Source organism: Azospirillum sp. B510, assembly GCF_000010725.1.
Taxonomy (GTDB): domain Bacteria; phylum Pseudomonadota; class Alphaproteobacteria; order Azospirillales; family Azospirillaceae; genus Azospirillum; species Azospirillum lipoferum_B.
In genome coordinates this window covers 254,679-277,261 of sequence record NC_013859.1, presented here as the reverse complement: position 1 = coordinate 277,261, position 22,583 = coordinate 254,679, and the positions used below count along the sequence as shown (strand labels likewise).

At 69.5% G+C, this 22,583-nt stretch carries 19 protein-coding genes; 12 read left to right on the top strand and 7 right to left on the bottom strand.

Annotated features, from left to right (window positions below; all coding sequences use genetic code 11):
* Positions 1–18: 18 nt before the first annotated feature.
* From AZL_RS31225 to uxuA, 5 genes are all read left to right on the top strand, one after another.
* Positions 19–1,047, top strand: a complete 1,029-nt coding sequence (locus tag AZL_RS31225; protein WP_012978358.1) for a Zn-dependent oxidoreductase — start codon at positions 19–21, stop codon at positions 1,045–1,047.
* A gap of 69 nt (positions 1,048–1,116) precedes the next feature.
* Positions 1,117–2,142 carry a TRAP transporter substrate-binding protein gene (locus AZL_RS31220; RefSeq protein ID WP_012978357.1) on the top strand — a complete coding sequence of 342 codons (1,026 nt, stop codon included), beginning with the start codon at positions 1,117–1,119 and terminating at the stop codon, positions 2,140–2,142.
* A gap of 51 nt (positions 2,143–2,193) precedes the next feature.
* Positions 2,194–2,697, top strand: coding sequence for a TRAP transporter small permease (locus AZL_RS31215; RefSeq protein ID WP_012978356.1), 504 nt, complete (start codon positions 2,194–2,196; stop codon positions 2,695–2,697).
* Positions 2,697–3,971, top strand: a complete 1,275-nt coding sequence (locus tag AZL_RS31210) for a TRAP transporter large permease (RefSeq protein ID WP_012978355.1) — start codon at positions 2,697–2,699, stop codon at positions 3,969–3,971. Before AZL_RS31215 ends, AZL_RS31210 begins: the two co-directional genes overlap by 1 nt.
* Positions 3,972–4,018: 47 nt before the next feature.
* Entirely contained in the window at positions 4,019–5,215 is a 1,197-nt protein-coding gene (gene uxuA, locus AZL_RS31205; RefSeq protein ID WP_012978354.1) for a mannonate dehydratase, read from the top strand.
* A gap of 75 nt (positions 5,216–5,290) precedes the next feature.
* On the opposite strand, the gene AZL_RS31200 is transcribed toward uxuA, so the two are convergent.
* Positions 5,291–6,964 carry an electron transfer flavoprotein-ubiquinone oxidoreductase gene (locus AZL_RS31200; RefSeq protein WP_012978353.1) on the bottom strand — a complete coding sequence of 558 codons (1,674 nt, stop codon included), beginning with the start codon at positions 6,962–6,964 and terminating at the stop codon, positions 5,291–5,293.
* A gap of 150 nt (positions 6,965–7,114) precedes the next feature.
* Between AZL_RS31200 and AZL_RS31195 the strand changes: the two genes are divergently transcribed.
* The 4 genes from AZL_RS31195 to AZL_RS31180 all read left to right on the top strand — a co-directional run bounded on the left by AZL_RS31195 (position 7,115) and on the right by AZL_RS31180 (position 12,039).
* Positions 7,115–7,972, top strand: a complete 858-nt coding sequence (locus AZL_RS31195; RefSeq protein ID WP_012978352.1) for a uracil-DNA glycosylase — start codon at positions 7,115–7,117, stop codon at positions 7,970–7,972.
* A 427-nt stretch (positions 7,973–8,399) separates the two neighbouring features.
* Positions 8,400–10,394 (top strand): lytic transglycosylase domain-containing protein, encoded by a 1,995-nt coding sequence (locus AZL_RS31190; protein ID WP_247894580.1) that lies wholly within the window; start codon positions 8,400–8,402, stop codon positions 10,392–10,394.
* A 53-nt stretch (positions 10,395–10,447) separates the two neighbouring features.
* On the top strand, positions 10,448–10,984 hold the full coding sequence (gene moaB, locus AZL_RS31185; RefSeq protein ID WP_012978350.1) for a molybdenum cofactor biosynthesis protein B: 537 nt from the start codon (positions 10,448–10,450) through the stop codon (positions 10,982–10,984).
* Positions 10,981–12,039 (top strand): phosphotransferase family protein, encoded by a 1,059-nt coding sequence (locus tag AZL_RS31180; RefSeq protein WP_012978349.1) that lies wholly within the window; start codon positions 10,981–10,983, stop codon positions 12,037–12,039. Before moaB ends, AZL_RS31180 begins: the two co-directional genes overlap by 4 nt.
* 39 nt (positions 12,040–12,078) lie before the next feature.
* On the opposite strand, the gene AZL_RS31175 is transcribed toward AZL_RS31180, so the two are convergent.
* Positions 12,079–13,146, bottom strand: coding sequence for a PstS family phosphate ABC transporter substrate-binding protein (locus AZL_RS31175; protein ID WP_012978348.1), 1,068 nt, complete (start codon positions 13,144–13,146; stop codon positions 12,079–12,081).
* Positions 13,143–13,802, bottom strand: coding sequence for a hypothetical protein (locus tag AZL_RS31170; RefSeq protein ID WP_012978347.1), 660 nt, complete (start codon positions 13,800–13,802; stop codon positions 13,143–13,145). Before AZL_RS31170 ends, AZL_RS31175 begins: the two co-directional genes overlap by 4 nt.
* 265 nt (positions 13,803–14,067) lie before the next feature.
* Here AZL_RS31170 and AZL_RS31165 point away from each other — a divergent pair, with 265 nt between their 5' ends.
* Together AZL_RS31165 and AZL_RS31160 are read left to right on the top strand one after the other, a co-directional pair.
* Positions 14,068–15,783: a tetratricopeptide repeat protein gene (locus AZL_RS31165; protein ID WP_012978346.1), complete on the top strand. Its 1,716-nt coding sequence runs from the start codon at positions 14,068–14,070 to the stop codon at positions 15,781–15,783.
* Between the two features lie 187 nt (positions 15,784–15,970).
* Positions 15,971–16,690, top strand: a complete 720-nt coding sequence (locus AZL_RS31160) for a hypothetical protein (RefSeq protein ID WP_042446621.1) — start codon at positions 15,971–15,973, stop codon at positions 16,688–16,690.
* Between the two features lie 13 nt (positions 16,691–16,703).
* Here AZL_RS31160 and AZL_RS31155 read toward each other — a convergent pair whose 3' ends face one another.
* Positions 16,704–17,570 (bottom strand): tetratricopeptide repeat protein, encoded by an 867-nt coding sequence (locus tag AZL_RS31155; RefSeq protein ID WP_247894579.1) that lies wholly within the window; start codon positions 17,568–17,570, stop codon positions 16,704–16,706.
* 71 nt (positions 17,571–17,641) lie between these two features.
* Positions 17,642–18,043, bottom strand: coding sequence for a bacteriohemerythrin (locus tag AZL_RS31150; RefSeq protein WP_012978343.1), 402 nt, complete (start codon positions 18,041–18,043; stop codon positions 17,642–17,644).
* Positions 18,044–18,211: 168 nt separating this feature from the next.
* Here AZL_RS31150 and AZL_RS31145 point away from each other — a divergent pair, with 168 nt between their 5' ends.
* Positions 18,212–18,976 (top strand): Fic family protein, encoded by a 765-nt coding sequence (locus AZL_RS31145; RefSeq protein WP_012978342.1) that lies wholly within the window; start codon positions 18,212–18,214, stop codon positions 18,974–18,976.
* A gap of 10 nt (positions 18,977–18,986) precedes the next feature.
* Here the strand turns inward: AZL_RS31145 and AZL_RS31140 are convergent, their stop codons facing one another.
* Together AZL_RS31140 and ade are read right to left on the bottom strand one after the other, a co-directional pair.
* Positions 18,987–20,669: a CocE/NonD family hydrolase gene (locus tag AZL_RS31140; protein WP_042446620.1), complete on the bottom strand. Its 1,683-nt coding sequence runs from the start codon at positions 20,667–20,669 to the stop codon at positions 18,987–18,989.
* 165 nt (positions 20,670–20,834) lie between these two features.
* Positions 20,835–22,544, bottom strand: a complete 1,710-nt coding sequence (gene ade, locus AZL_RS31135) for an adenine deaminase (RefSeq protein WP_012978340.1) — start codon at positions 22,542–22,544, stop codon at positions 20,835–20,837.
* Positions 22,545–22,583 lie beyond the last annotated feature (39 nt).

Below are 22,583 nucleotides of genomic sequence, written 5' to 3'. Positions count from 1 at the left end.
GCCCAAAGGAGTGTTGCCGTGGTCGCCCTGACCGTCGAAAAGCCGCATGTGCTGGCCCTTCGCCCCGACAGCGGCCCCGCCACCGGCGCGGTGAAGCCGGGAGAGGTGCTGGTCCGCGTCCAGCGCGCCGGCATCTGCGGCTCGGACCTGCACATCTATCACGGCTCCAATCCCTTCGCGGTCTATCCCCGTGTGATCGGCCACGAGTTCGCCGGCACCGTCGAAGCGGTGGGCGACGGCGTGACCACCATCGCGGCCGGTGACCATGTGGTGGTCGATCCGGTGGTGTCCTGCGGCCGCTGCTATGCCTGCCGGGCCGGGCGGACCAATGTCTGCGCCAATCTGGAGGTGTTCGGCGTCCATCGCGACGGCGGCTTCCGCAACCATGTGCTGGTGCCGGCCGCCAACGCGGTGAAGCTGCGCGCCGACCTGCCCTTCGCCATCGCCGCCCTGGCGGAGCCCTTCTCCATCGCCGCCAATGTGCTGTCGCGCACCGGCATCGCCGCCGACGACACCGTGCTGGTTTATGGCGCCGGCACGGTCGGGCTGACGGTCGTGCAGGTCGCCAAGCTGCACGGCGCCCGCTGCATCGTCGCCGACCTCGACGACAAGCGGCTGGAGCGGGCGAGGGAGTTCGGCGCCGACGTCGTCCTCAACTCCTCGCGCGTGTCGGTTCCCGACGCGGTGCGCGACGAGAATGACGGGCTCGGCCCCACGGTGGTGATCGACGGCGCCGGCGTCCCGGCGCTGCTGGAGGAGGCCTGCCGCCTCGCCAGCCCTGCCGGGCGCATCGGTCTGCTCGGCTTCTCGCCGGCCCCCTGCAACATCAGCCAGCAGGAGATCGTCAAGAAGGAGCTGACGCTGGTCGGCTCGCGCCTGAACCGCCGGCTGCTGCCGCAGGTGATCGACTGGCTGGAGAGCGGCAAGCTGCGACCGGCGGCGATGATCACCCAGGTCTTCCCGATCGCCGACGCGGCGAGCGCCTTCTCCCTGATCGAGACCGACCCGTCCAGCACCATCAAGGTCCAGCTCGACTTCGAAGGCTGACCGCTGGCCGGAGGCTCCCAACAGCCAATCAGAAGCGGACCCGATCCGCCCAGACGGAGGAACACCAGGATGAACAGCAAGACCCCGATCTCGCGCCGCACGCTGGCCAAGAGCATCGGTCTCGGTGCCGGCATCGCCGCCGGGGCGACTCTGCTGGGTGGCATCGCGGCACCTGCCATCGTGCGCGCCCAGGCCAGGACGACGCTGAAGCTCGGCCATCTCGCCAACGAGGAGAATGTCTGGCACAAGGCCTCGCTGGTCTTCGCCGAGGAAGTGGCGAAGCGCACCAACGGCGCGGTCGAGGTCAAGGTGTTCCCCAACGAGCAGCTCGGCAAGGAAACCGACCTGATCAAGGGCATCCAGCTCGGCACCATCGATTTCACCATCACCGGGGAGTCGTTGCAGAACTGGGCGCCGGCCGCGGCGCTGCTGGCGGTTCCCTACGCCATCCGCGACCTCGGCCATCTCGACAAGGTCGTCACCGGCGAGCCGGGCAGGAAGATCGCCGAAGCGATCGAGCAGAAGACCCAGCTGGTGCCGCTGACCTATTTCGCCCGCGGCCCGCGCAACCTGACCAGCAAGCGCCCGATCAAGTCGCCGGACGAGCTGAACGGCCTGAAGATGCGCGTCCCCAACGTGCCGCTGTTCGTCTCCTTCTGGCAGGGTCTGGGCGCCAAGCCGACGCCGATGGCCTTCTCCGAGGTCTTCACCGGCCTACAGAACGACACCATCGAGGCGCAGGAGAACCCACTGGCGCTGATCAAGTCGGCCAGCTTCTACGAGGTCCAGAAATACGTGAACCAGACGGAGCACGTCATCAGCTGGATCTATCTGGTCGGCGGATCGAAGAAGCTGGGCAAGCTGCCGGCCGAGCAGCGCGCCGCCATCATGGACGCCGCCAAGGCCGCCCAGACCGCCGAACGCAAGCTGTTCATCGAGGACGAGGCCAAGCTGGCCGCCGACCTGAAGGCCAAGGGCATGGAGTTCATCGCCGTCGACAAGGCCGCCTTCGCCGAGAAGGGCCGCCCGGCGGTCGTCGCGGCGCTTTCGCCGGAGATCAAGCCGATCTACGAGGAAATCCTCGCGGTGAAGTGAGGGGGGATACGGAGCCGTGTCCCCCTCCCCCCAACCGCAAGAGCCCTTCCCATGCGCAATGCCTTTGCCGCCCTGGTGTCGGCCGTCTCCGCCCTTTGCCGCTGGGGAACCCTGGCGGCCATCGGCGTCCTCATCACCGTCGTGACCATCCAGGTGCTGGGCCGCGTGCCCGGCTTCCCCTCGCCGCCCTGGACCGAGGAGGTCGCCCGCTTCGCACTGGTCCATCTCGTCGCCTTCTCCTGCGGGCTGGCGCTTTTGCGCGGCGAGCTGGTGAATGTCGACATGTTCGTCCTGCTGCTGCCCAAGCCCGCGCAGGCCGCCGTCGCCCGGCTGGTCGACGTGGCGATCCTGGTCTTCGCCGTCGCCATCATCCCCGGCGCCTGGGACTATGTCGTCGGCAGCGTCGGAGAGCGGGCGCGCTCCCTCAACGTGCCGATGATCTGGGTCTATGCCGTGACGCTGATCATCCCGGTGTCGCTCGCCTTCTTCTCCATCGCCCGCCTCGCCGGGCTCGGCCGTGACGCGGCACCACCCAGCCACGGGGAAACCGTCTGATGGTCACCGCACTGTTCCTCACCTTCGCCATCCTGCTGATCCTGGGCGCGCCGGTGGGCATCGCGCTGGGCGGCGCCTCGGCGGTCTATCTGGTCGGCAGCGACATCGATCTGGCCGTCGTCCCCCAGTTCATGTATGCGGGCATGGACAGCTTCGTCCTGCTCTGCATCCCCGGTTTCGTGCTGGCCGGCAACCTGATGAACGGCGGCGGCATCACCGACCAGATCGTGCTGTTCAGCAACCGGCTGGTCGGCCATATCCGCGGCGGCCTCGGCCTTGCCAACGTCACCGGATCGATGGTGTTCGCCGGCATCTCCGGCACCGCCGTGGCCGAGACCGCCTCCATCGGCGCCGTCATGATCCCGGCGATGCGCAAGTCGGGCTATGACGCTCCCTTCGCCGCCGCGGTGACCGCCGCCGCCTCCACCGTCGGGCCGATCATCCCGCCCAGCGTGCCGATGATCATCGTCGGCACCCTGACCGGCCTGTCGGTCGGCAAGATGTTCATGGCCGGCGCCGTGCCCGGCCTGCTGCTCGGCCTCGGCATGATGCTGACGGTCTGGATCCTGGCGCGGGTGCACAACTACCCGCGCGAACCCTGGCAGGGCTTCGGCGCGCTGGTCCGCGCCAGCCGCGGTGCCTTCTGGGCTCTGCTGATGACGGCGATCATCCTGTTCGGCATCGTCGGCGGCTATTTCACCCCGACCGAGGCCTCGATCGTCTCGGCGCTCTACGCCTTCGTCATCGGGCTGTTCGTCTACAAGGGCTTCACGCTGCGCCAGTTGCCGGCGATCCTGCTGGAAAGCGCCATCGGCTCTGGCGGGCTGATCCTGCTGGTCGGTCTCGCCAACGTCTTCGGCTGGATCCTGACCAGCGAGCAGATCCCGCAGTCCATCGCCGCCTCGATGCTGGCGCTGACCACCAACAAGTATCTGATCATCCTGCTGATCAACATCCTGCTGCTGATCGTCGGCACCTTCATGGAGACGATCGCCGCACTGATCATCCTGTTCCCGCCGTTGCTGGCGGTGGCGACCCAGGTCGGCATCGACCCGATCCATTTCGCCACCTTCGCCGTACTGAACCTGATGATCGGACTGACCACCCCGCCGGTCGGCGTCTGCCTGTTCGTCGCCGCCAACATCGCCAAGATCTCGCTGGGCGCGATCACCAAGGCGATCTGGCCCTTCCTGCTCTGCAACATCGTGATCCTGTTCCTGGTCTCCTACATCCCGGCCCTGTCGCTGTGGCTGCCCAACCTGCTTTTCCGCTGATTGTCCAGAAGTCCAAAGCCCCCTCTCTTTCCAAGGAGTTCGCAGCCATGGAACAATCCTGGCGCTGGTTCGGCCCCGAAGACGCGATCAAGCTGAACCACATCCGCCAAGCCGGCGCCACCGGCGTGGTCACCGCCCTGCACCACATCCCCTATGGGGTCGTCTGGTCGGTCGAGGAGATCCAGAAGCGCAAGGCGATGATCGAGTCCGACAAGGAACTCGGCCTCAGCTGGACCGTCACCGAAAGCCTGCCGGTGCATGAGGCGATCAAGATCGGCGAAGGTGATTTGACCGAGCTGTTCGACAATTACCGCCAGTCGATGCGCAACCTCGCCGCCTGCGGCGTGACCACCATCTGCTACAATTTCATGCCGGTGCTGGACTGGACGCGGACGGAGCTGGCGGCGGCGCTGCCGGGCGGCGGCACCTCGCTGCGCTTCAACGCCCATGAGCATGCCGCCTTCGATATCTACATGCTGGAGCGGCCGGGCGCCGAGGACGACCATGCGCCGGAGGTTCTCGCCAAGGCCAAGGAATGGTTCGACCACTCGTCGGAAAGCGACCGGGCGAAGCTGCTGTCGAACATCATGGCCGGCCTGCCGGGCGCCTATGACCGCTACGACATCCCCGGTCTGCGCAAGATGATCGCGCGCTTCAACGGCATGACCGCCGACGGCCTGCGCGAGACTTTGGCCCGCTTCCTGCGCGAGGTGATCCCGACGGCGGAGGAGGTCGGCATCCGCATGGCGATCCACCCCGACGACCCGCCCCGCCCGCTGTTCGGCCTGCCCCGCGTGGTCAGCACCGAGGACGACCTTGCCCACCTGATCGACGCGGTGAAGTCGCCGAACAACGGCCTGACCTTCTGCACCGGCTCGCTTGGAGCCGGGCGGAGCAACGACGTGCCGGCGATGGCGAAGCGTTTCGTCGAGGACATCCATTTCGTCCATCTGCGCAACGTCGCCAAGGAGCCGGACGGCTCCTTCGAGGAGGCCGACCATCTCGGCGGCGATGTCGACATGGTGTCGGTCGTCACCACCCTGCTGGAGGAGCAGAAGCGCCGCCAGGACGCCGGCAACGACAATTGGCGCCTGCCCTTCCGCCCCGACCATGGCCATGAGCTGCTGGACGACATCGGCAAGCCGACCCATCCCGGCTATCCGATGATCGGGCGCCTGCGCGGTCTGGCGGAGATCCGCGGCGTGATGACCGCTGTGGCGGCGATGAAGCGGCTGCCGGTCTGACCGTCGGCGCCTCCAGCCGCTTGCGGAAATGAAAAAGGGGGGCTCTCGCCCCCCTTTTCACATCCCTGCCGCTTTTCACATGCCGCCGGGATAGTTCGGCCCCCCGCCGCCTTCCGGCACGACCCAGTTGATGTTCTGGGTGGGGTCCTTGATGTCGCAGGTCTTGCAGTGGACGCAGTTCTGCGCGTTGATCTGCAGGCGCGGATCGCCACCGTCGTCGTTGCGGACGATCTCGTAGACGCCGGCCGGGCAGTAGCGCTGTTCCGGCGCGTCGTAGAGCGCCAGATTGATGCCGATCGGCACCGACTTGTCCTTCAGCGTCAGGTGGGCCGGCTGGTCCTCCTCATGGTTGGTGTTGGAGAGGTAGACCGAGGACAGACGGTCGAAGCTGACTTTGCCGTCCGGCTTGGGGTAGGCGATCTTCGGCGCCTCGCTGGCCTTCACCAGGGTGGTGTGGTCGGCGTGGTGCTTCAGCGTCCAGGGCGACTTGCCCTTCAGCGCCGTTTCGTAGGCGGCATTGGCGATGCCGGCCCACAGGCCCTTCTGGAAGCCGGGGCGGATGTTGCGCACCGCATGCAGCTCCGGCCAGACCCAGGACTGCTTGAGGCGCTCCGGATAGGCGATCACCTCTGTCCCATTGGCCGCCCCATTGCCGTCGCCGGTGCCTTCACCGCCGGTCAGATGGTCGAACACCGCCTCGGCGGCGACCATGCCGGACTTCATCGCGGTGTGGTTGCCCTTGATCTTGGGCACGTTCAGGAAGCCGGCTGCATCGCCGACGATCAGGCCGCCGGGGAAGGTCAGCTTCGGAATCGACTGGAAGCCGCCCTCCGACAGGGCGCGGGCGCCATAGGCCAGACGGCGGCCGCCCTCGAAGGTCGGGCGGATCGCCGGGTGGGTCTTGTAGCGCTGGAACTCCTCGAACGGGCTCATGTGCGGGTTCCAGTAATCGAGGCCGACGACGAAGCCGACCGACACCAGATTCCCCTCCATGTGATACAGCCACGACCCGCCATAGGTCTTGGGATCCATCGGCCAGCCGATGGTGTGGACGATCAGGCCCGGCTTGGACTTCGACGGATCGACCTCCCACAGCTCCTTGATGCCGATGCCGTAGGTTTGCGGCTGGCAGTCGCGGCGCAGGTCGAACCGCTCGAACAGGGTCTTGGTCAGCGAGCCGCGGCAGCCCTCGGCGAAGATGGTCTGCTTGGCGTGCAGTTCCATGCCCGGCGTGTAGTTGCCGGTCTTCTCGCCGTCCTTGCCGATGCCCATGTCGCCGGTGGCGACGCCCTTCACCGCGCCTGTGTCATCATACAGCACCTCGGCGGCGGCGAAGCCGGGGTAGATCTCCACCCCGAGCTCCTCGGCCTGGGTCGCCAGCCAGCGGGCGAGGTTGCCCAGGCTGATGATGTAGTTGCCGTGGTTGTTCATCTGCGGCGGGGTGACGGGCGACTTGTAGGCCTTGGTCTCCGTCAGGAACAGGAAATGATCCTCGCGCGCCTGGGTGGTCAGGGGCGCGCCCTTCTCCTTCCAGTCCGGGATCAGCTCCTCCAGCGCATGCGGTTCGAAGACGGCGCCGGACAGCAGGTGGGCGCCCACCTCCGACCCCTTCTCGATCACGCAGACGCTGAGCTCCTGCCCGCTCTCGACCGCGCGCTGCCGCAGACGGATCGCCGCGCTCAGGCCCGACGGGCCGGCGCCGACGATCAGAACATCATATTCCATAACCTCGCGCGGTTCGCGTTCCATCTCCAACTCCCCCACCGTTTTGTTTTGATACCGTTTCCCTCGGGACGCCCTATGGTGTTTCGCGGGCGCGTGCTTGTAGCACGTTTTGCGCCGCACCCAAATTGGGTATCTGAACATGTAAGACCACACGATCTGTGGTAAGGTCAAACGATGATTGACGTATGCGACATCCTCGACGCGCTGCGCTGGCACACCGACATCGGCTGCGACGAGGCCATCGGCGACGAGCCGACCGACTGGGCCGCTCTCGCCTCGCGTCCGGCGACGCGGGCGCCGTCTCCCGGCGTCGCGCCGGCCGCGGGCGCCGCGATCGCGCGCGCTCCGGCGGCGACTCGGCCGCCCGCGTCGGCGCGGCCGGCGGCACCCTTCGCGTCGCCCGACCAGCCGCTGGGCGCCAGCGAGGCCGGCATCCAGGCCCGCGCCCGCGCCGGCGAGGCCGGGACGCTGGAGGCGCTGGAGGCGGCCCTGCGCAGCTTCGACGGCTGCCCGCTGAAGGCCACCGCGATGAACACGGTCTTCGCCGACGGCAACCCGCAGGCCCCGGTCATGCTGATCGGCGAGGCGCCGGGCGAGGACGAGGACCGGCAGGGCAAGCCCTTCGTCGGGGTCAGCGGCAAGCTGCTGGACCGCATGCTGGCCCAGATCGGACTGGACCGGGGCACCGTCTACATCTCCAACATCCTGCCCTGGCGCCCGCCCGGCAACCGCAGCCCGACCCAGGCGGAGGTCGCCGCCTGCCTGCCCTTCCTGGAACGGCATGTGGAGCTGGTGCGGCCCAAGCTTCTGGTCGCGCTCGGCGGGGTTTCCGCCAAGACCCTGCTGAACCGGGCGGAGGGCATCACCCGGCTGCGCGGCCAATGGCGCAGCTACGAGGCCGCGGGCACGCCGATCCCGCTGATGCCGATGCTCCATCCCGCGTACCTCCTGCGCAACCCTATCGCAAAGCGCGAGGCATGGCGGGACATGCTTGCACTGCGCCAAAAGATCGACGAAGTCGGCATCAAGTAATCCAAAGACAAAACCCAATGTCACAACCGGGCCGCAATCGTTCATATGACCGAGCTGGTTGCATTACACGAATGTAATCGTCCCTTGCCGAAGGGCACCTTCCCAACGGGCTAAGGCATTTCCCCCGGAACCGATAAGCCGTTGTAGGGACTGGCGAATACCGGGCGATGACACATTCCGCGCGAATCCGTTGCTTGCGGTTCTTCGGCTGCTGCTGTATCCCGAAGCCATGCTCCGGATATTTTGCAGTGCAGCATACCGGGTCGCGATCGCGACCCCGCTGCGGCGGAACCTTCTGGGGGTGCTGGGTCTCACGGTGGCTTACACCCTGGGGCCCGACGGTGCGGTCGGGTTTCGGCCCGCTTGCGCTGCCCTCATCATCCACGCGCCGGACGGTCACGCCGTCGTCCCGCCCGGCGGGGATTCCGTGCCTGACTTCACCAGCCCCATGGTCGGCGACGCGCCAAGCGATCCGACCGCGGGGTTCCCCGAAAATCTCACGCCCGCCGCCCTTTCGCCCGCTCCCGGCCCCGCCGCGGCCAGCGGCCCGGCGGCCGCGGCGCCGGACCCGACCGCCGCGCCGCTGCTGCTCGCGGCCGACGACGAGGCCCGCGCCGTCCAGCTGGACGAGGAGGATGCCGCCCGCTACCGCCGCATCTTCGCGGCCCAGGAGCGGGCGGACTGGGACGCCGCCGATGCGGAGATCGCCAGGCTGAAGGACCGCCGGCTGATCGGCTATGTCCTGCGTCAGCGCTACCTCCATCCCGACCGCCGCGCCAGCTACGAGGAACTCGCCCGCTGGATGCAGGATTACGGTGATCTCGCCGGGGCGGAGCGGGTGCACAGCCTCGCGCAGAAACGCCAACCCGCCGGTCAGCGCCCCCCGAAGCCCCCGCGCGGGGAGGAGCGCGTGCGCCTTGTCGGATCGCTGGAACGGCTGGGCGGCCTGCGCACCGTCGCCAGCAACGAGGAGGACGAGGACGACGGCCTCACCGTCGCGCCGCGCAGCCGCACCGCGTCCCGCGCCCGCAGCGACCGCGCGGCGGTGGCCCGGGTGGAGGACCTGTTGCGCTCCGGCCGCACGTCCAGCGCCCTGACCCTGCTGGGACAGGACGAGTTCGGCGGCAGGCTCGACAGCGTGCAGTATGACGCCGCCCGCGCCCGGATCGCGGCATCGCTCTATTACGCCGGCGAAACGGCGCAGGCGCTGAAGCTGGCCTCGGCCAGCGCCGCCCGGTCGGGCGACATGCTGCCGGAGGCCCACTGGATCGCCGGGCTGGCCGCCTGGCGGCTGAAGCAGACCGACCGCGCCGCCCGCCATTTCGAAGGCATGGCGGCGGCCGGCCCGCGCTCCCCCTGGAAGGCCGCCGCCGCCGATTACTGGGCCGCCCGCGCGCTGGCGCGCAAGCCCGGCAAGGAGAAGGAGGCCGCGGAGCATCTGGCAGCCGCCGCCCGCTATCCCCACACCTTCTATGGCCTGATCGCGCTGCGCAGCCTGGGCAGCCTGGACCAGGTCCGCTGGCAGGCGCCGGATCTGACCGGGCGGCAGCTGGCGGCGGTGGCGGCCAAGCCGGCCGGCGCCCGCGCCATCGCCCTGCTCCAGGCGGGCCAACGCGAACTGGCCGGCCTCGAACTCCAGCGCGTCAACCCGCAGGGCGATCCGCTGGCCGAACAGGCGATGGTCACCCTGATCGACCGTGCAGGGGTGGCCTCGCTGGCGCTGCGGCTGGGCAACGCGGTGGCCGGGCCCGATGGCGCTCCCTATGCCGCGGCCCTCTATCCGCTGCCGCACTGGACCCCGCGCGACGGCTTCGCGCTCGACCGCGCGCTGGTCTTCGCGGTGATGCGTCAGGAATCCCGCTTCGACCCGCGTCTGGTCAGCTCCGCCGGGGCGACCGGGCTGATGCAGATCCTGCCCAGCACCGCCCAGCATGTGCGCGAGCGCAACGCCGACATCGGCAGCGACGACGCCAACCGCGACGCCCTGTTCGACCCGTCGCGCAATATGGAGCTTGGCCAGCGCTACCTGTCGGAACTGCTGGGCATGCCGGACATCGACAGCAACCTGTTCCTGGCCGCCGCCGCCTACAATGCCGGGCCGGGCACGCTGGCGCGCTGGCGGCGCGATCTGGACGACATCGACGATCCGCTGCTGTTCATCGAAAGCCTTCCCTTCGGCGAGACGCGCGACTATGTGGAGAAGGTGATGGCGAACTTCTGGATTTACCGGCTGAGGCTGGGCCAGGAGACCGCCTCGCTCGGTGCCGTCGCCGACGGGAAATGGCCGTCCTACACCGCGGTGGAGGCCCGCCCGGCCCAGGTCGCCAGCCGGCCGGACACGGTCGCGGCGAAGCCGGCACCGGCTGAGACGGCGCCGGTTGCGACAGTGGCCGAGCGGGGCGAGGCCAGCCCGATACCCTGACCGCCGGTGTCCCCTGTCGGGCTCCGGCCCGACATGAGGACATGCCTGCCGCCATGCCGAAGATCGACGAGAACCGCCCCTTCCTTCCCGTGAACATCGCGGTGGTGACGGTGTCCGACACCCGCAGCGCCGCCGACGACCGCTCCGGCGACGCGCTGGCGGAGCGGATCACCGGGGCCGGCCACCGGGCCGCCGCCCGAACCATCGTCAAGGACGACATCGCCGCCATCCGCGCCCAGGTCCAGGCCTTCATCGCCGATCCGCGGATCGATGTCGTGCTGACCACCGGCGGCACCGGCGTCACCGGCCGCGACGTGACGCCGGAAGCGGTCGAAGCGCTCTATGAAAAGGCGATCCCCGGTTTCGGCGAGCTGTTCCGTTATCTCAGCTACGCCAAGGTCGGCACCTCCACCATCCAGAGCCGGGCGACCGCCGGGGTGGCGAACGGCACCTACATCTTCGCCCTGCCCGGCTCGCCCAGCGCCTGCCGCGACGCCTGGGACGACATCCTGGTCTGGCAGCTCGACAACCGCCATCGCCCCTGCAATCTGGTGGAGCTGATGCCCCGCCTGCGCGAGCATATGGCGTGAGCGGTACCGGATCGAACGGCGCCGGGTCGAACGGTTCGGGGCTGGCCGGTTTTTCGTTGGGGGCGCTGCACGACGCCCTGATCCGGCTGCCGCGCCTTGCCGACCTGCCCGCCGACGCGCTGGAGCCGATGCCGCTGAAGGGCGTCGCCCACGACCATGTGCGGCTGCGCGGCCGGCGGCTGGTCGCCCGCATCCCGCGCTGGAGCCAGCTCGGCCTCGACGCCTGGACGGCGCTGGACCGGCAGGCCGCCGCCTTCAGGCGGGCGGAGCCGTCGGGCCACACCCCGCGCTTCGCCGGCCTGCTGCCACCGGGCGAGGGGCTGCCGCAGGGCGCCCTGCTGGTCGGCGAGGTGGAGGGGCGCACGCCGGTGCTGCCCGGCGACATGCCGGCCATCGCCCGCGCGCTCGCGGCACTGCACCGCATGGCGCCGCCGGACTTCCACGAGCCGTTGCCGGCGCCGTCCGATCCGGTCGCCGCCTTGCTAAGCCAGGTCGAACGGCAGACGGAGTGGTTCGACCGCGCGCCCCTGTCGTCCGAGGCCCGCGCCCTGATCGCGGCGGAGTTGGACGCCGCCCGCACCGGCGACCTCGCCCCGCCACCGGACACGCCGATGCCGCTGACCGCGGTGGGGGTGGATGTGCATCCCGGCAACTTCCTGATCGATGCCCATGGCAAGGCATGGTTCACCGACCTTGAGAAGCTGCAATACGGCCATCCGGCAAGCGACCTCGCCCATGCCAGCCTCTACAGCTCGACGAGATGGGATCCGGCGGTGGATGCCGAGCTGACCCCGGCCGAGGTCGAGGCCTTCATCGCCGCCTGGACGAGAGCGGTACCGGGCGACCTCGCCGACGAGGTGAGGCCGTGGTTGAAGCCGCTGCGCCGGCTGACCTGGCTGCGCACCCTGTCCTGGATGGCCCGCTGGTCGGTGGAGGGCGCCACCCTGTCGCCCGGCATGCCGGAGGCTTTGCGCGCCCATATGGATGCCCATGCCAGCGACATCCTGCGCGCCAACCGGATCGAACAGGTGCGCCAGGACTGGATTGCCGGCTGACTGGACCGCCGGCTGAAACGTCCGGCGGTCCGCGGGCCCTCAAGGGGCGAACAGCCGCAGATTGGCGGCGTTGCGGCGGGCAAGGCGGCGGTCGTCGGTTGGCAGCGGCACCAACCCCAGCGGTTCGAGATAGCCGCCGGGACCGATGGCCGCCTCGCGCAGGAACTCCGCCACATAGTCCCGCAGCCCGCCGGCCTGATCCAGCGCCCGTCTGGTCAGATACAGGCGGGTCGCCATCGTCAGCGGGTAGCGGCCGTCGAGAAAGCGATCCGGCACCGGCGGGATCCCATCGATAGAGATTGGAGCATTGACGGCCGGGGCGCCCTCCTCGGCGCCGCTGCGCAGGTCCGCCAGCGACAGGATGGTCAGGACGGTGCTGCCCGGCGCCGCGATCCGCCGGATCAGTTCGGCCGGGTCGTCGGCCTCCTGCACCATGCCGTCCGTCCGCGCCTGGATGCACAGCTGCCGGCGCTTGTCGGCGCCATAGACGCTGCGGATCTCCGGCAGGGGCCGGCAGCCGGCTTCCATGATGGCGTCGTCGAACTGCGCCCGCCGGGCCTCCCGCGGGCTGGGCAGCGCCACCGCGATGGGTATGGCGGGCAGGGCCGGATCGATCTCGTGCCAGCTCGTGTAGGGGTTTGGCACCAGCTTGCCGTCGCGGGGCACCATCCGGGCGATCGCCAGATACAGGCTGCGCGAGGTCAGCCCGTCGATCGGCAGGGCCGCCCCATGCACCAGCCCCAGCGCCGACAGCCCGACGGTCAGTTCGACCACGTCGATGACCTCGGCGGCGCGGCAACGGTCATATTCGCGCGCCGTCATGCGGCGGGTGGCGATCACCGCCGCCAGCGTCGGCGCCCCGGAGCACAATCGCTCGAATCCCTCGGCCGTCGCGACGTCCCGCAGGATCGGCACCGGTTCCCGCAGACCGGGGTCGCGTCGGCCGACACGGTCCGCCACCGCCCTGGCGAAGGGCATCTGCGTCGTCGAAACCGCCAGCCACGGCACCACCGGGTCGTTGCCGGAGGTTGCGGCCGGAGCCGCCCCGGCGCCGAGCAGGATCGCCCACAGCGCGGCCATGCGCAAAACGGTCTTCGGAAGCCTCACGACGCCCCTCCGCAGATCGGGCCGGTCTGCGCCACTTGCGCCGGGGAGACCGCCACCAGGGTCACGGTGGGGATCGGCAGCAGCGACACGATGACGGCGGTCGCACCCGTCTGGTCGGCATAGGTGCCGGCCTTGACGATCGCCTCCAGCACCAGCCCGTCGACGCGGGCCGGAAATCCCGAATAGGTCTGGCGGAAGCCGTCGAGCCGGCGGCGCACGGCGATGGCGTCGGCCTCGGTCAATTCGCGGATGTTCTGGAAACTGTAGGTCAGCTGCGGCGGCAGGCCGATGCCGGAAACCGTGCAAACCAGCTCGAACCCGGCGTCCTGGCCGATCTGCACGAACTCCTCCCGCCGGCTGCGGTCGCGGGCGGCACGGTCGGCCGGGGTCAGCGCCCGGCCGGTCTCGTCATGGGTCTCGCCGCCGAACGGATTGATCGGCGTCAGGATCCGGCTGACCGACCACCAGACCATGCCGGCGCTGTCCATCGCGTTGCCATAGCGGTCGGCCGCGGATTCATAAAGCCAGGTTCCCCAGCCGATCGAGCGGTCGATGGGCTCATCCTCGACCAGTGCCTGGGCCAGCGCCTGGCCCCCCGCCGTTCCGCACAGCAGGCCGAGCGTCATCAACGCGGACAGAGCGGACCCGAACTTCACGGCGCCATCCTTCGCATGCCATCGCAGACAGGGCGTACCCCATCATATCCGGCGCATCTCCGTTGGGACAGCCCAAACCGGATGCGGCCACCGACGCGCGCGGCATCGGGCGATCGGCCCCACCAGCCGTGGAATCGACCGATCGGCGGCGGGCGGCGATGGAATGTCTTGCCCGTCCCCGGTGGAAGATGCTGGGATGGCGCCTTGTGGTGTATGACCGCGGCGGCCCCAGCGATCCGGGCCGCGCATCAGAGGTGACCCGAGCATGACGAGCGTCCGAAGCCGGCTCCTGCCCATTTCCCTGGCGGTCCTGATGACGGGAACCGCCCTGGCGCCGGCCGTCGCCGCCGGCCCGGGCGCGGAATCGGCCGCGGACGGCGCCGGCTCCGCCACCGGCAGCTATCTGGCCGGGCGCTATGCCCAGCATCAGGATGATTGGACCGCGGCGGCGCGCTTCACCGCGCAGGCGCTCGCCGCCGACCCGGACGATGATTCCCTGCTGCGCCGCACCTTTCTGCTGCGGCTGGGCGAGGGCCGGATCGATACCGCGCTCGGCTACGCCGCCCGCCTTCTGGGCGAGCAGGGCGAACCACAGATGGCGCTGACCCTGCTGACCGCCGACGCGCTGGCCAGGGGCGGGCTGGACGAGGCCGACGGCTATGCCGCCCGCCTGCCGTCCGACGGGCTCGGCCGTTTCCTGACGCCGCTGACCCGCGCCTGGCTGGCGGCCGCGCGCGGCAAGACGGACGAGGCGCTGGCGGCGCTGCGGCCGCTGGCGGAGGTCAAGGGCTTCGAAGCGCTCTACAACCTGCATGCGGCCCTGGTCCTCGACCTCGCCGGCCGCAGCGAGGAGGCGGCGGCCCGCTACGCCAAGGTGACGGAGACCGACGCGCCGTTGCGGGTGGTGCAGATCGTCGGCAACTTCATGACACGCACCGGCCGCAAGGACGAGGCGCGCAAGCTCTACCAGACCTTCCAGGGCAACAACCCCGACGGTCTGCTGGTGGAGCCGGCGCTGGACGCCATGGCGAACGGCCCGTCCGACGTCCGTCCGGTGCCCGATGCCCGCTCCGGCCTTGCCGAGGCGCTGTTCGACCTCGGCAGCGCGCTGCACCATGAGAATGCCGACGAGCCGGCCCTGCTGTTCGGCCGCATCGCGCTGCATCTGCGCGATGATCTGGCGCTCGCCCATCTGCTGATCGGCGACATCGCCGCCTCCCGCGGCCATCACAACGAGGCGCTGGCGACCTTCAAGCGCCTGGAAACCGACCCGCTGCTGCGCTGGACCGCCCGCATGCGCGAGGCCGACAGCCTCGTCCGCCTGGATCGCGACGACGACGCCATCGCGATCCTCAAGGATCTCGCCGCCGAGCGGCCGGAGCGCACCGACGCCATCATCCGGCTGGGCGACATCTACCGCTACGCCAAACGCTACGCCGAGGCGATTCCCGCCTACGGCACGGCGCTGGAGCGGATCGGCACGCCGCAGGAACGGCATTGGCCGCTGCTGTACGCCCGCGCCATGTGCTACGAGAGGACCGGGCAATGGCCGCAGGCCGAGGCCGATCTGCAAAGGGCGCTGACGCTGCGGCCGGACGAACCGTCGCTGCTCAATTTCCTCGGCTACAGCTGGATCGACCGCGGCGAGCATCTCGACAAGGCGCGGGCCATGGTCGAGCGCGCGGTGGAACTGCGCCCGCGCGACGGCTACATCGTCGACAGCCTGGGCTGGGCGCTCTACAAGCTCGGCGACTACGACGCCGCGGTCGCCAAGCTGGAACGGGCGGTGGAGCTGAAGCCGGGCGATCCGACCATCAACGACCATCTCGGCGACGCCTATTGGCGGGCGGGCCGGCGCAACGAGGCGCGTTTCCAATGGACGCGCGCGCTCCGCAACGCCGACGAGGACACCGACAAGGGCGCCATCCAGGACAAGCTGGACAAGGGCCTGACCGACCGGAAGGCCGCCGCGAAGCAGTGAGGGGACGCGCGGCATGTCTCGACCGGATCGGGCTTCGGCAATCCCGGCCGCTTCCCTTGACCCGCGCGACGCCTCCTTCTCCGAACTCGGCCCATCCCCTTGCCTCACCGGCCGTTCTGGGCTCTGCTGGACCTGAGATTTCCGGCTTTTGCGGGAAACGGCGCCGTCAACGTCTTCAGGCACTCCCATGCGTATCCTGTTCCGCTGCGATCCCGCGCTCGCCGGCCATCTGCCCCGTCCTGTTCCGGCCCGCGGCATTCTGCCGGATTGGCTGCGTTTCATGCCGGCGAAGGCCCATTCGGAAATCCACGGTCGGGAAATCCGCACCGTGAAGCAATGCCCCCCTTTCGTTGACGCCATGTCCCACGGCTTCATGATCCTGCTGCCGTGTGACGTGACCGTTCGGAATGGTGCCTTCACCTGGGATTGGGCCATCCCGGAGCCTTCGACCGAAGGCCATCCCCGGTCACCGCTCAGCTTCCATGTGGCGGAACAGCTTGCCGGCGCGCCTTTTTCCAATGGGCTGGCCGCGGTGAAGTTCAACAGCTTCTGGACGATCGAGCTGGAAGAGGGCTGGTCGCTGTTCGCGACGCATCCGGTCAATCGCCACGAGCTTCCATTCCGTCTGGTGACCGGTGTCGTGGATTCGGATCGCTTTTCCGATGCGGGAATCAATTTCCCGGCGGTCTGGTCCGATCCCGATTTCTCGGGTGTCCTGCCGAAGGGTATGCCCATCGCGCAGTGCTTTCCGGTGCCGCGGGCGGCTCCCGATCTGGTTTTCGAAGCTTTCGACGAGCCGCACAAGACCGCTTACGAGAAGACGGTCGCCGAGGTGCTCGCCAAGCCCGGCGTCTACCGGAAGCGCTTCCGCGCCAAGCGGCGCCGCCCCGTGCCGGACTCCGTCTGACCGTGGCCTGGAATCAGGGTTTGAGCATGCGCTTCAAGGCCTGGCGGTCAAGCCACAGCTGGCCCCGCGGTGCCGAGGTCAGCGACATGGCGATCACGCCGAAGGTTTCGGGCTGCACGCCGTAGGCGACTTGATAAGCCGCGACGGCGCCGTCGATGTCCCGCATGTCCTGGAGCACGATGCCGAGATTGACCGCCGCCTCGGCGTTGCCGGGTTGCAGTTCGAGCGCTTCGCGATAGGCATCGGCCGCGCCGGCCAGATCGCGCAAATCCTGTTTCACCAGACCAAGATCGAACCACAGGGAAGCGGTCCGGCCGGCCGCCGGGACGGCTTCCAGCACGGCGGCCGCATCGCGCAGCAATCCATCTTCGAAAAGCAGTCGGCCGAGACGCGCGGCGGCTTCCGGCAGGCCGGGATTGGCGCGGGTCACCGCCCTCCAGGCATCGATCGACCGGTTCCGATCGCCCACGGCATCGACCGTGCGGGCCTGTTCGAGAAGGATTTCGAGGCTGGGGGACATCGCGGCGGCACGTCCGAGGTGAAACAGGGCCCGCTCGAAATCCCCGCAGGATCGCGCGATGCGGCCTGCGAGCAGGTGACCCGGCGCGTTGTCGGCCTTCGCCGCCAGACTTGTCCGGATATGGGCGCCCGCCCTTGCCGCGTCGCCCTTGGCGAACAGAACCGCCGCGAAAAGGTGATTGAGGATCGGGTCGTTCCGATTCCGCCGCAGACCGGCCTCGCACAGGGATATCGCCTGCTCGAAGCGCCCGGCATTGAAATCGGCCACGATTTGCCGCACCTGATCTTCGGTCGTCGCGACGCGCATGCCTCGTCCGCCTTCATCGTTGCCGCTATGACAGACTGCCGATGTCGCAGTCATAGGTTCGGATGAAACGGCACGCCATACAAATTTCCGAGCCGCCGACGCTCGACCAGCTGGCGGCTCGGCACTCAGCCCGCCCCCACATAGGGCCTGTATAGGCTGTCGGTCTGCTGGATGTGCTCGACGAACCAGTCCTTCAGCAGCAGGATCAGGTCCATCCGCAGCATGGTCGGGTTGTCGCCGTCGAAATCGCGGGCCAGCTTCTCCACCTCGTCGGCGAAATAGCGGTGGGCGGCGAGATGGGCGTCCAGGTCGGGATAGCCGCCGCGCTCCATCATCGCCTCCTCCCGCGCGAAATGGACGGCGACATAGTCGCGGAGGCTGGCGAGCAGGCTGGACAGCTCCTCCCGGTTGGCGGGGGTGATGCCGCTTTCCAGCAGGCCGTTGAACAGATCCAGAAGGCGACGATGCTCGTCGTCGAGAACCGGAACCCCGACGCTCATGGTCTCGTCCCAGACGACGTAGCTCATCGCGGCGATCTCCCCCTTCACGACCGGCGATGGCCGGGTTGGATGGCCGGGTTGTGGACATCTTGACAGGGATCCTAAAACCGGCAACCGTGCCCGTCCAAGCGGCAAATCCCCGCAGGGGTGCCGCCCCTCCCCGCCCTCATCCCTTCCCCAGCGACAGAGTGACCGATGGCCCTGCTCGACGACATCGCGGAGAAGAAACGGGCGCTCGACGCCGCGCGCCCCCTGCCGCAGGAGGTCGTCCACGGCATCGCCGACCGGTTGGAGCTGGATCTGACCGCCGCCGCCGCCGCGCTGGAGGAGGTGCCGCTGAAGCGCGCCGACGTGAAGGCGATCCTGGAGCGCGGCGGCATCCTGCGTCACCGCGCGGTGGAGGAACAGCGCTTCGTCCTGAACCACCGCGCGGCGCTGGAACTGATGGCGCGGCTGTCCTTCGATCCGGCGGGCGCCGTCACCGAACGGACGGTGGCGGCCTTCCACGGCCTGCTCTATCGTGGGATCGGGGATGAGGCCGGCAAATACCGCGACGGACCGCCGAAGGACGATCCGGCCGAAACCGCCCCCGATCCGGCCAAGCTGCGGGTGTCGATGTCGGCGCTGTCGACCTGGATGCGCAAGTCCGACGCCACCCCCGACACCGCGTTCGAGGCGCATCACCGGCTGAGCGCCATCCGCCCCTTCCACACCGGCAACCGGGCGACGGCCCTGCTGCTGTGCAACCTGATTCTGAACCGCGCCGGCTATCCCCCGGTGGTGATCCCGGCCGACGACCGCGGCCTGTATCTGGATCTGGTCGAACGGGCCTGGGCGGTCGGCGACAAGACGCCCTTCCGCGACCTGATGCTGCGCTTCCTGTCGCAAAGCCTGGATTTCTGCCTGGAAGCGGCCGGCGGGGCCCCGGAAGCGCCGGACGCCGAGCACCCCCTCGGCTAACCCGCCGAGCCTAGCCCGCCGCGCCCCCTCCGGCCGGCAGGCGCAGGCGCGACGGCCGGTCGGGCCCGCTGTGGATCAGCAGGGTGATCGGCTGCTCATCGACCCGCCGGGTCTCGCCCGGCTCGGCCCCGGTGCCGGGATTGACCGGATAGGCCGGGAAACAGGATCCGGCGAGGCTGAGGCGCAGCGCCGATCCCGGCGCCAGGGTGGCGCAGGCCGCCCGCATGGCGATGGTCAGCGGCCGGGTCGGGTCGCCCGGCTCGACCCGCGCATGGCCCTGGGTCAGCGGCAGCACCTGCCCGTCGGGCCGCAGCACCGACAGCACGGCGCTGACATCGAAGGACGGGGCGTCGGCCTCCACCCACACATCCAGCGCCACCCGCCCGGCCAGCATCAGCGGTTCCTCCAGCGGCAGGCTGGTGTAGGTGGCGACGTCGGCGCGGCGGTCGACGGCGGCGCGGTCGACGCGCCCGGCGGCATCCGGCACCGCATGGCCGCCCAGCGTCGGCACCGGCAGGCGCGGGTCATGCACCACCACGTCGAGCGCCTCCAGCTCGGGCATGTCCAGCTCCAGCCGGCCGCCCTGGCGGTTGGCGAGCCCGTCGCTGGCCAGATGCAGGACCGCCGCCGCCGCCGGCAGGGCCGGCAGCTCGTGCCAGCGCCCGGTCTCCACGTCATGAAGGCGGACCGGAGCGCCGCGGTCGCCGCCCTCGCCCTTCAGCACCCGCTCGAACCAGGCCAGTTGCAGCGTGTCCAGCGTCGGTCCCGATCCCGCCGGAAGCGGGATGGCGGCGGGACCGTCGGCGCCCCAGGGACCGATCACCAGCCGCGACGGCGCCCGTCCGCGCGCGGCGACGCGGTCGTTGAGGAAATCATGGGCATCCAGCATGCCGGCCAGACGCGGATCGTACCAGCCGCCGATCTGTAGGATCGCGACATCGGCCGGCATGCCGTCCCGCATCGCCTTGGGCGACAGCGCCGCCCAGGCCGGACCGGGCGCCGGGTTGGTCAACCAATCGTCGTAATGGGTGTAGCGGGCATAATCGCGCAGCGCCTGCGGCCGCGACGGGATCTCGTCATCGACCGGCAGGCGGCGGGCCGCGTCCGACAGCACCCGGTGGCCGGTGCCGTCCTCGACCCGCCGCGCCGCGTCGGCGGCGGTGCGCAGGGCCCAGCCCATGGCGTCGGCCAACCGGAAGGCCCCGCCCTCATAGGCCCAGTCGGAGAAGACGTCCCAGCCGGCGAAGGCCGGCGCCACCGCGCGCAGGGCCGCCGGCGCCTCGGCCAGCGCCAGCCACTGCGCCATGCCGGCATAGCCGCAGCCATACATCGCCACCGCCCCCGACGAGCCCGGCAACGAGGCGGCCCAGGCCACCGCGTCGGCCCCATCCTCCCGCTCCGCCTCGAAGGGGCGGAACCGGCCGTCCGACGTGCCGCAGCCGCGCATGTCCTGCACCACCACGACATAGCCGCGCGCCGCGTACCAGCGCGGGTGCGCGTAATGGCTGGTCAGCGCGGTGCGCCGGCCGCAGGGCACGCGCAGCAGCAGCACCGGCCAACTGCCGGCGGCATCGGGGCGATAGAGGTCGGCATCCAGACGCGCGCCGTCCCGTGTCCGCATCGACACGGTTTCCGGCGGCCGGACCGGCAGCAGGCTGTGCGATTGCTTGAACATCGGGGCCAGATGAGCCATGGCGGGTCGGGCTCGCTCAAGGACGAACGACAATGAATGTGTCGTCTTGGCAAAGCCCGTGCCAGTGGTTCCGCTGCGTCATTTATACGCTTATGCGGTGGGCGGACCCCGATCCCGCCCGCCCATTTGCCAGACAATCGCCTGTTTCCCAGGCAACCCGCCCGTTCAGGCGGCAATCAGCTCGAAGCGGTCGACATCGACCATGCCGCGGTCGGTGATCTTCAGATGCGGGATGACCGGCAGCGGCAGGAAGGCCAATTGCAGGAAGGGCTCGGCCAGCGGACAGCCCATGGCCCGGACGGCGGCGCGCAGGGCGCGCAGCTTCACCTCGACCGTCTCGAACGGCTCCAGGCTCATCAGCCCGGCCAGCGGCAGGGCCAGTTCCCCCACCACCCGCCCGTTGCGCACGGCGACGAAGCCGCCCTGAAGCTCGATCAGCCGGTTCACCGCGACGCGCATGTCGGCGTCGTCCGCCCCCACCACGCAGATGTTGTGGCTGTCATGGCCGACCGAGGAGGCCAGCGCCCCCTCCGTCAGGCCGAAGCCCTGGACGAAGCCGCGGCCGATGTTGCGGTTGGTGCCGTGGCGGGCGAAGACGCAGATCTTCAGCAGGTCGCGCGCCGGATCGGCGATCATCCGGCCGCCGGCCACCGGCACCTCGATCCGCCGATGCTCGGTCAGGATCCTGCCCGGCTCCAGCCCGATCACCGACTGCATCGACCCGCCGGCCGGCACGGCGAAATCCTCCTCCGCCACCGGCTCCAGCTTCACCGACTCCAACCCAACCGGCGTCACCGTCGGCCTTCCGTCGAAGCTGTGCGGGCCGACGACCCGGCCGTTGCGGATGACCCGGTTGACCGCGCACTCCTCCAGATCGTCGAGCAGCACCAGATCGGCGCGATGGCCCGGCGCCACCAGCCCGCGGTCGTACAGGCGGAAGCCGCGGGCCGCCGACCAGGTGGCGGCGCGGTAGACATGGGCGACCGGCGCGCCCAGGCGGATGGCGCTGCGGATCAGGTGATCCATGTGCCCCTCCTCGGCGATGTCCAGCGGGTTGCGGTCATCGGTGCAGAAGCCGAGGAAGGGCGAGGTTTCAGGCCTGATGATCCCGGCCAGCGCATGGACATCCTTCGACACCGACCCGTCGCGGATCAACACCTGCATGCCCTTGCGCAGCTTCTCCATCGCCTCGTCCGCACTGGTCGTCTCGTGGCAGTTGCGGATGCCGCAGGACAGATAGGCGTTCAGCTCCCTCCCCGACACCAGCGGGGCGTGGCCGTCGATGTGGCGGCCGTCGAAGGCGGCCAGCTTGTCCAGCACCCCGTCGACCTTGTGGAAGAGGCCGGGGAAATTCATGAATTCCGCCAGGCCGAGCACGCGGGGATGGTCCCGGTGGCGGATCAGGTCCGCCGCCTCCAGCCGGGCGCCGGAGGTCTCAAGCTCCGTCGCCGGCACGCAGGAGGACAGCTGCACGAACAGGTCGAGCACGGTGCCGCCGGCGCTGTCGAGGAAATAGCGGAGGCCCCGCTCGCCCAGAACATTGCAGATCTCGTGCGGGTCGCAGATCGCGGTGGTGGTGCCGCGCGGCAGGACGCAGCGGTCGAATTCCTGCGGGGTGACACAGGTGGATTCGCAATGGAGATGGGTGTCGATGAATCCCGGAACCACGGTCAGACCGCGCCCGTCGATCTCCTCCACCCCATCATAGGTTTCATAGGTGCCGACGATGGTCTCGCCGCAGACGGCGATGTCGCCCTCGGCGATCTCGCCGGTGACGACATTGAGGAAACGCGTGTTCTTGATGACCAGATCGGCCTTCGCCTCGCCCAGCGCCTGCCCGATGCGCGTCTTCAGATCGTCGCGGCTCACCGCCATGTCCCACTCCGCCGGTCGTCCATTCAAAACGGCAAGGTG

Bases quoted from the DNA above. Each gene is read 5' to 3' on its own strand.
- AZL_RS31145 (WP_012978342.1), top strand. From the start codon at position 18,212: ATGGCCCTGCTCGACGACATCGCGGAGAAGAAACGGGCGCTCGACGCC.
- AZL_RS31160 (WP_042446621.1), top strand. From the start codon at position 15,971: ATGCGTATCCTGTTCCGCTGCGATCCCGCGCTCGCCGGCCATCTGCCC.
- AZL_RS31200 (WP_012978353.1), bottom strand. From the start codon at position 6,964: ATGGAACGCGAACCGCGCGAGGTTATGGAATATGATGTTCTGATCGTC.
- AZL_RS31155 (WP_247894579.1), bottom strand. From the start codon at position 17,570: ATGACTGCGACATCGGCAGTCTGTCATAGCGGCAACGATGAAGGCGGA.
- AZL_RS31195 (WP_012978352.1), top strand. From the start codon at position 7,115: ATGATTGACGTATGCGACATCCTCGACGCGCTGCGCTGGCACACCGAC.
- AZL_RS31140 (WP_042446620.1), bottom strand. From the start codon at position 20,669: ATGGCTCATCTGGCCCCGATGTTCAAGCAATCGCACAGCCTGCTGCCG.
- AZL_RS31150 (WP_012978343.1), bottom strand. From the start codon at position 18,043: ATGAGCTACGTCGTCTGGGACGAGACCATGAGCGTCGGGGTTCCGGTT.
- uxuA (WP_012978354.1), top strand. From the start codon at position 4,019: ATGGAACAATCCTGGCGCTGGTTCGGCCCCGAAGACGCGATCAAGCTG.
- AZL_RS31215 (WP_012978356.1), top strand. From the start codon at position 2,194: ATGCGCAATGCCTTTGCCGCCCTGGTGTCGGCCGTCTCCGCCCTTTGC.
- ade (WP_012978340.1), bottom strand. From the start codon at position 22,544: ATGGCGGTGAGCCGCGACGATCTGAAGACGCGCATCGGGCAGGCGCTG.
- moaB (WP_012978350.1), top strand. From the start codon at position 10,448: ATGCCGAAGATCGACGAGAACCGCCCCTTCCTTCCCGTGAACATCGCG.
- AZL_RS31165 (WP_012978346.1), top strand. From the start codon at position 14,068: ATGACGAGCGTCCGAAGCCGGCTCCTGCCCATTTCCCTGGCGGTCCTG.
- AZL_RS31220 (WP_012978357.1), top strand. From the start codon at position 1,117: ATGAACAGCAAGACCCCGATCTCGCGCCGCACGCTGGCCAAGAGCATC.
- AZL_RS31210 (WP_012978355.1), top strand. From the start codon at position 2,697: ATGGTCACCGCACTGTTCCTCACCTTCGCCATCCTGCTGATCCTGGGC.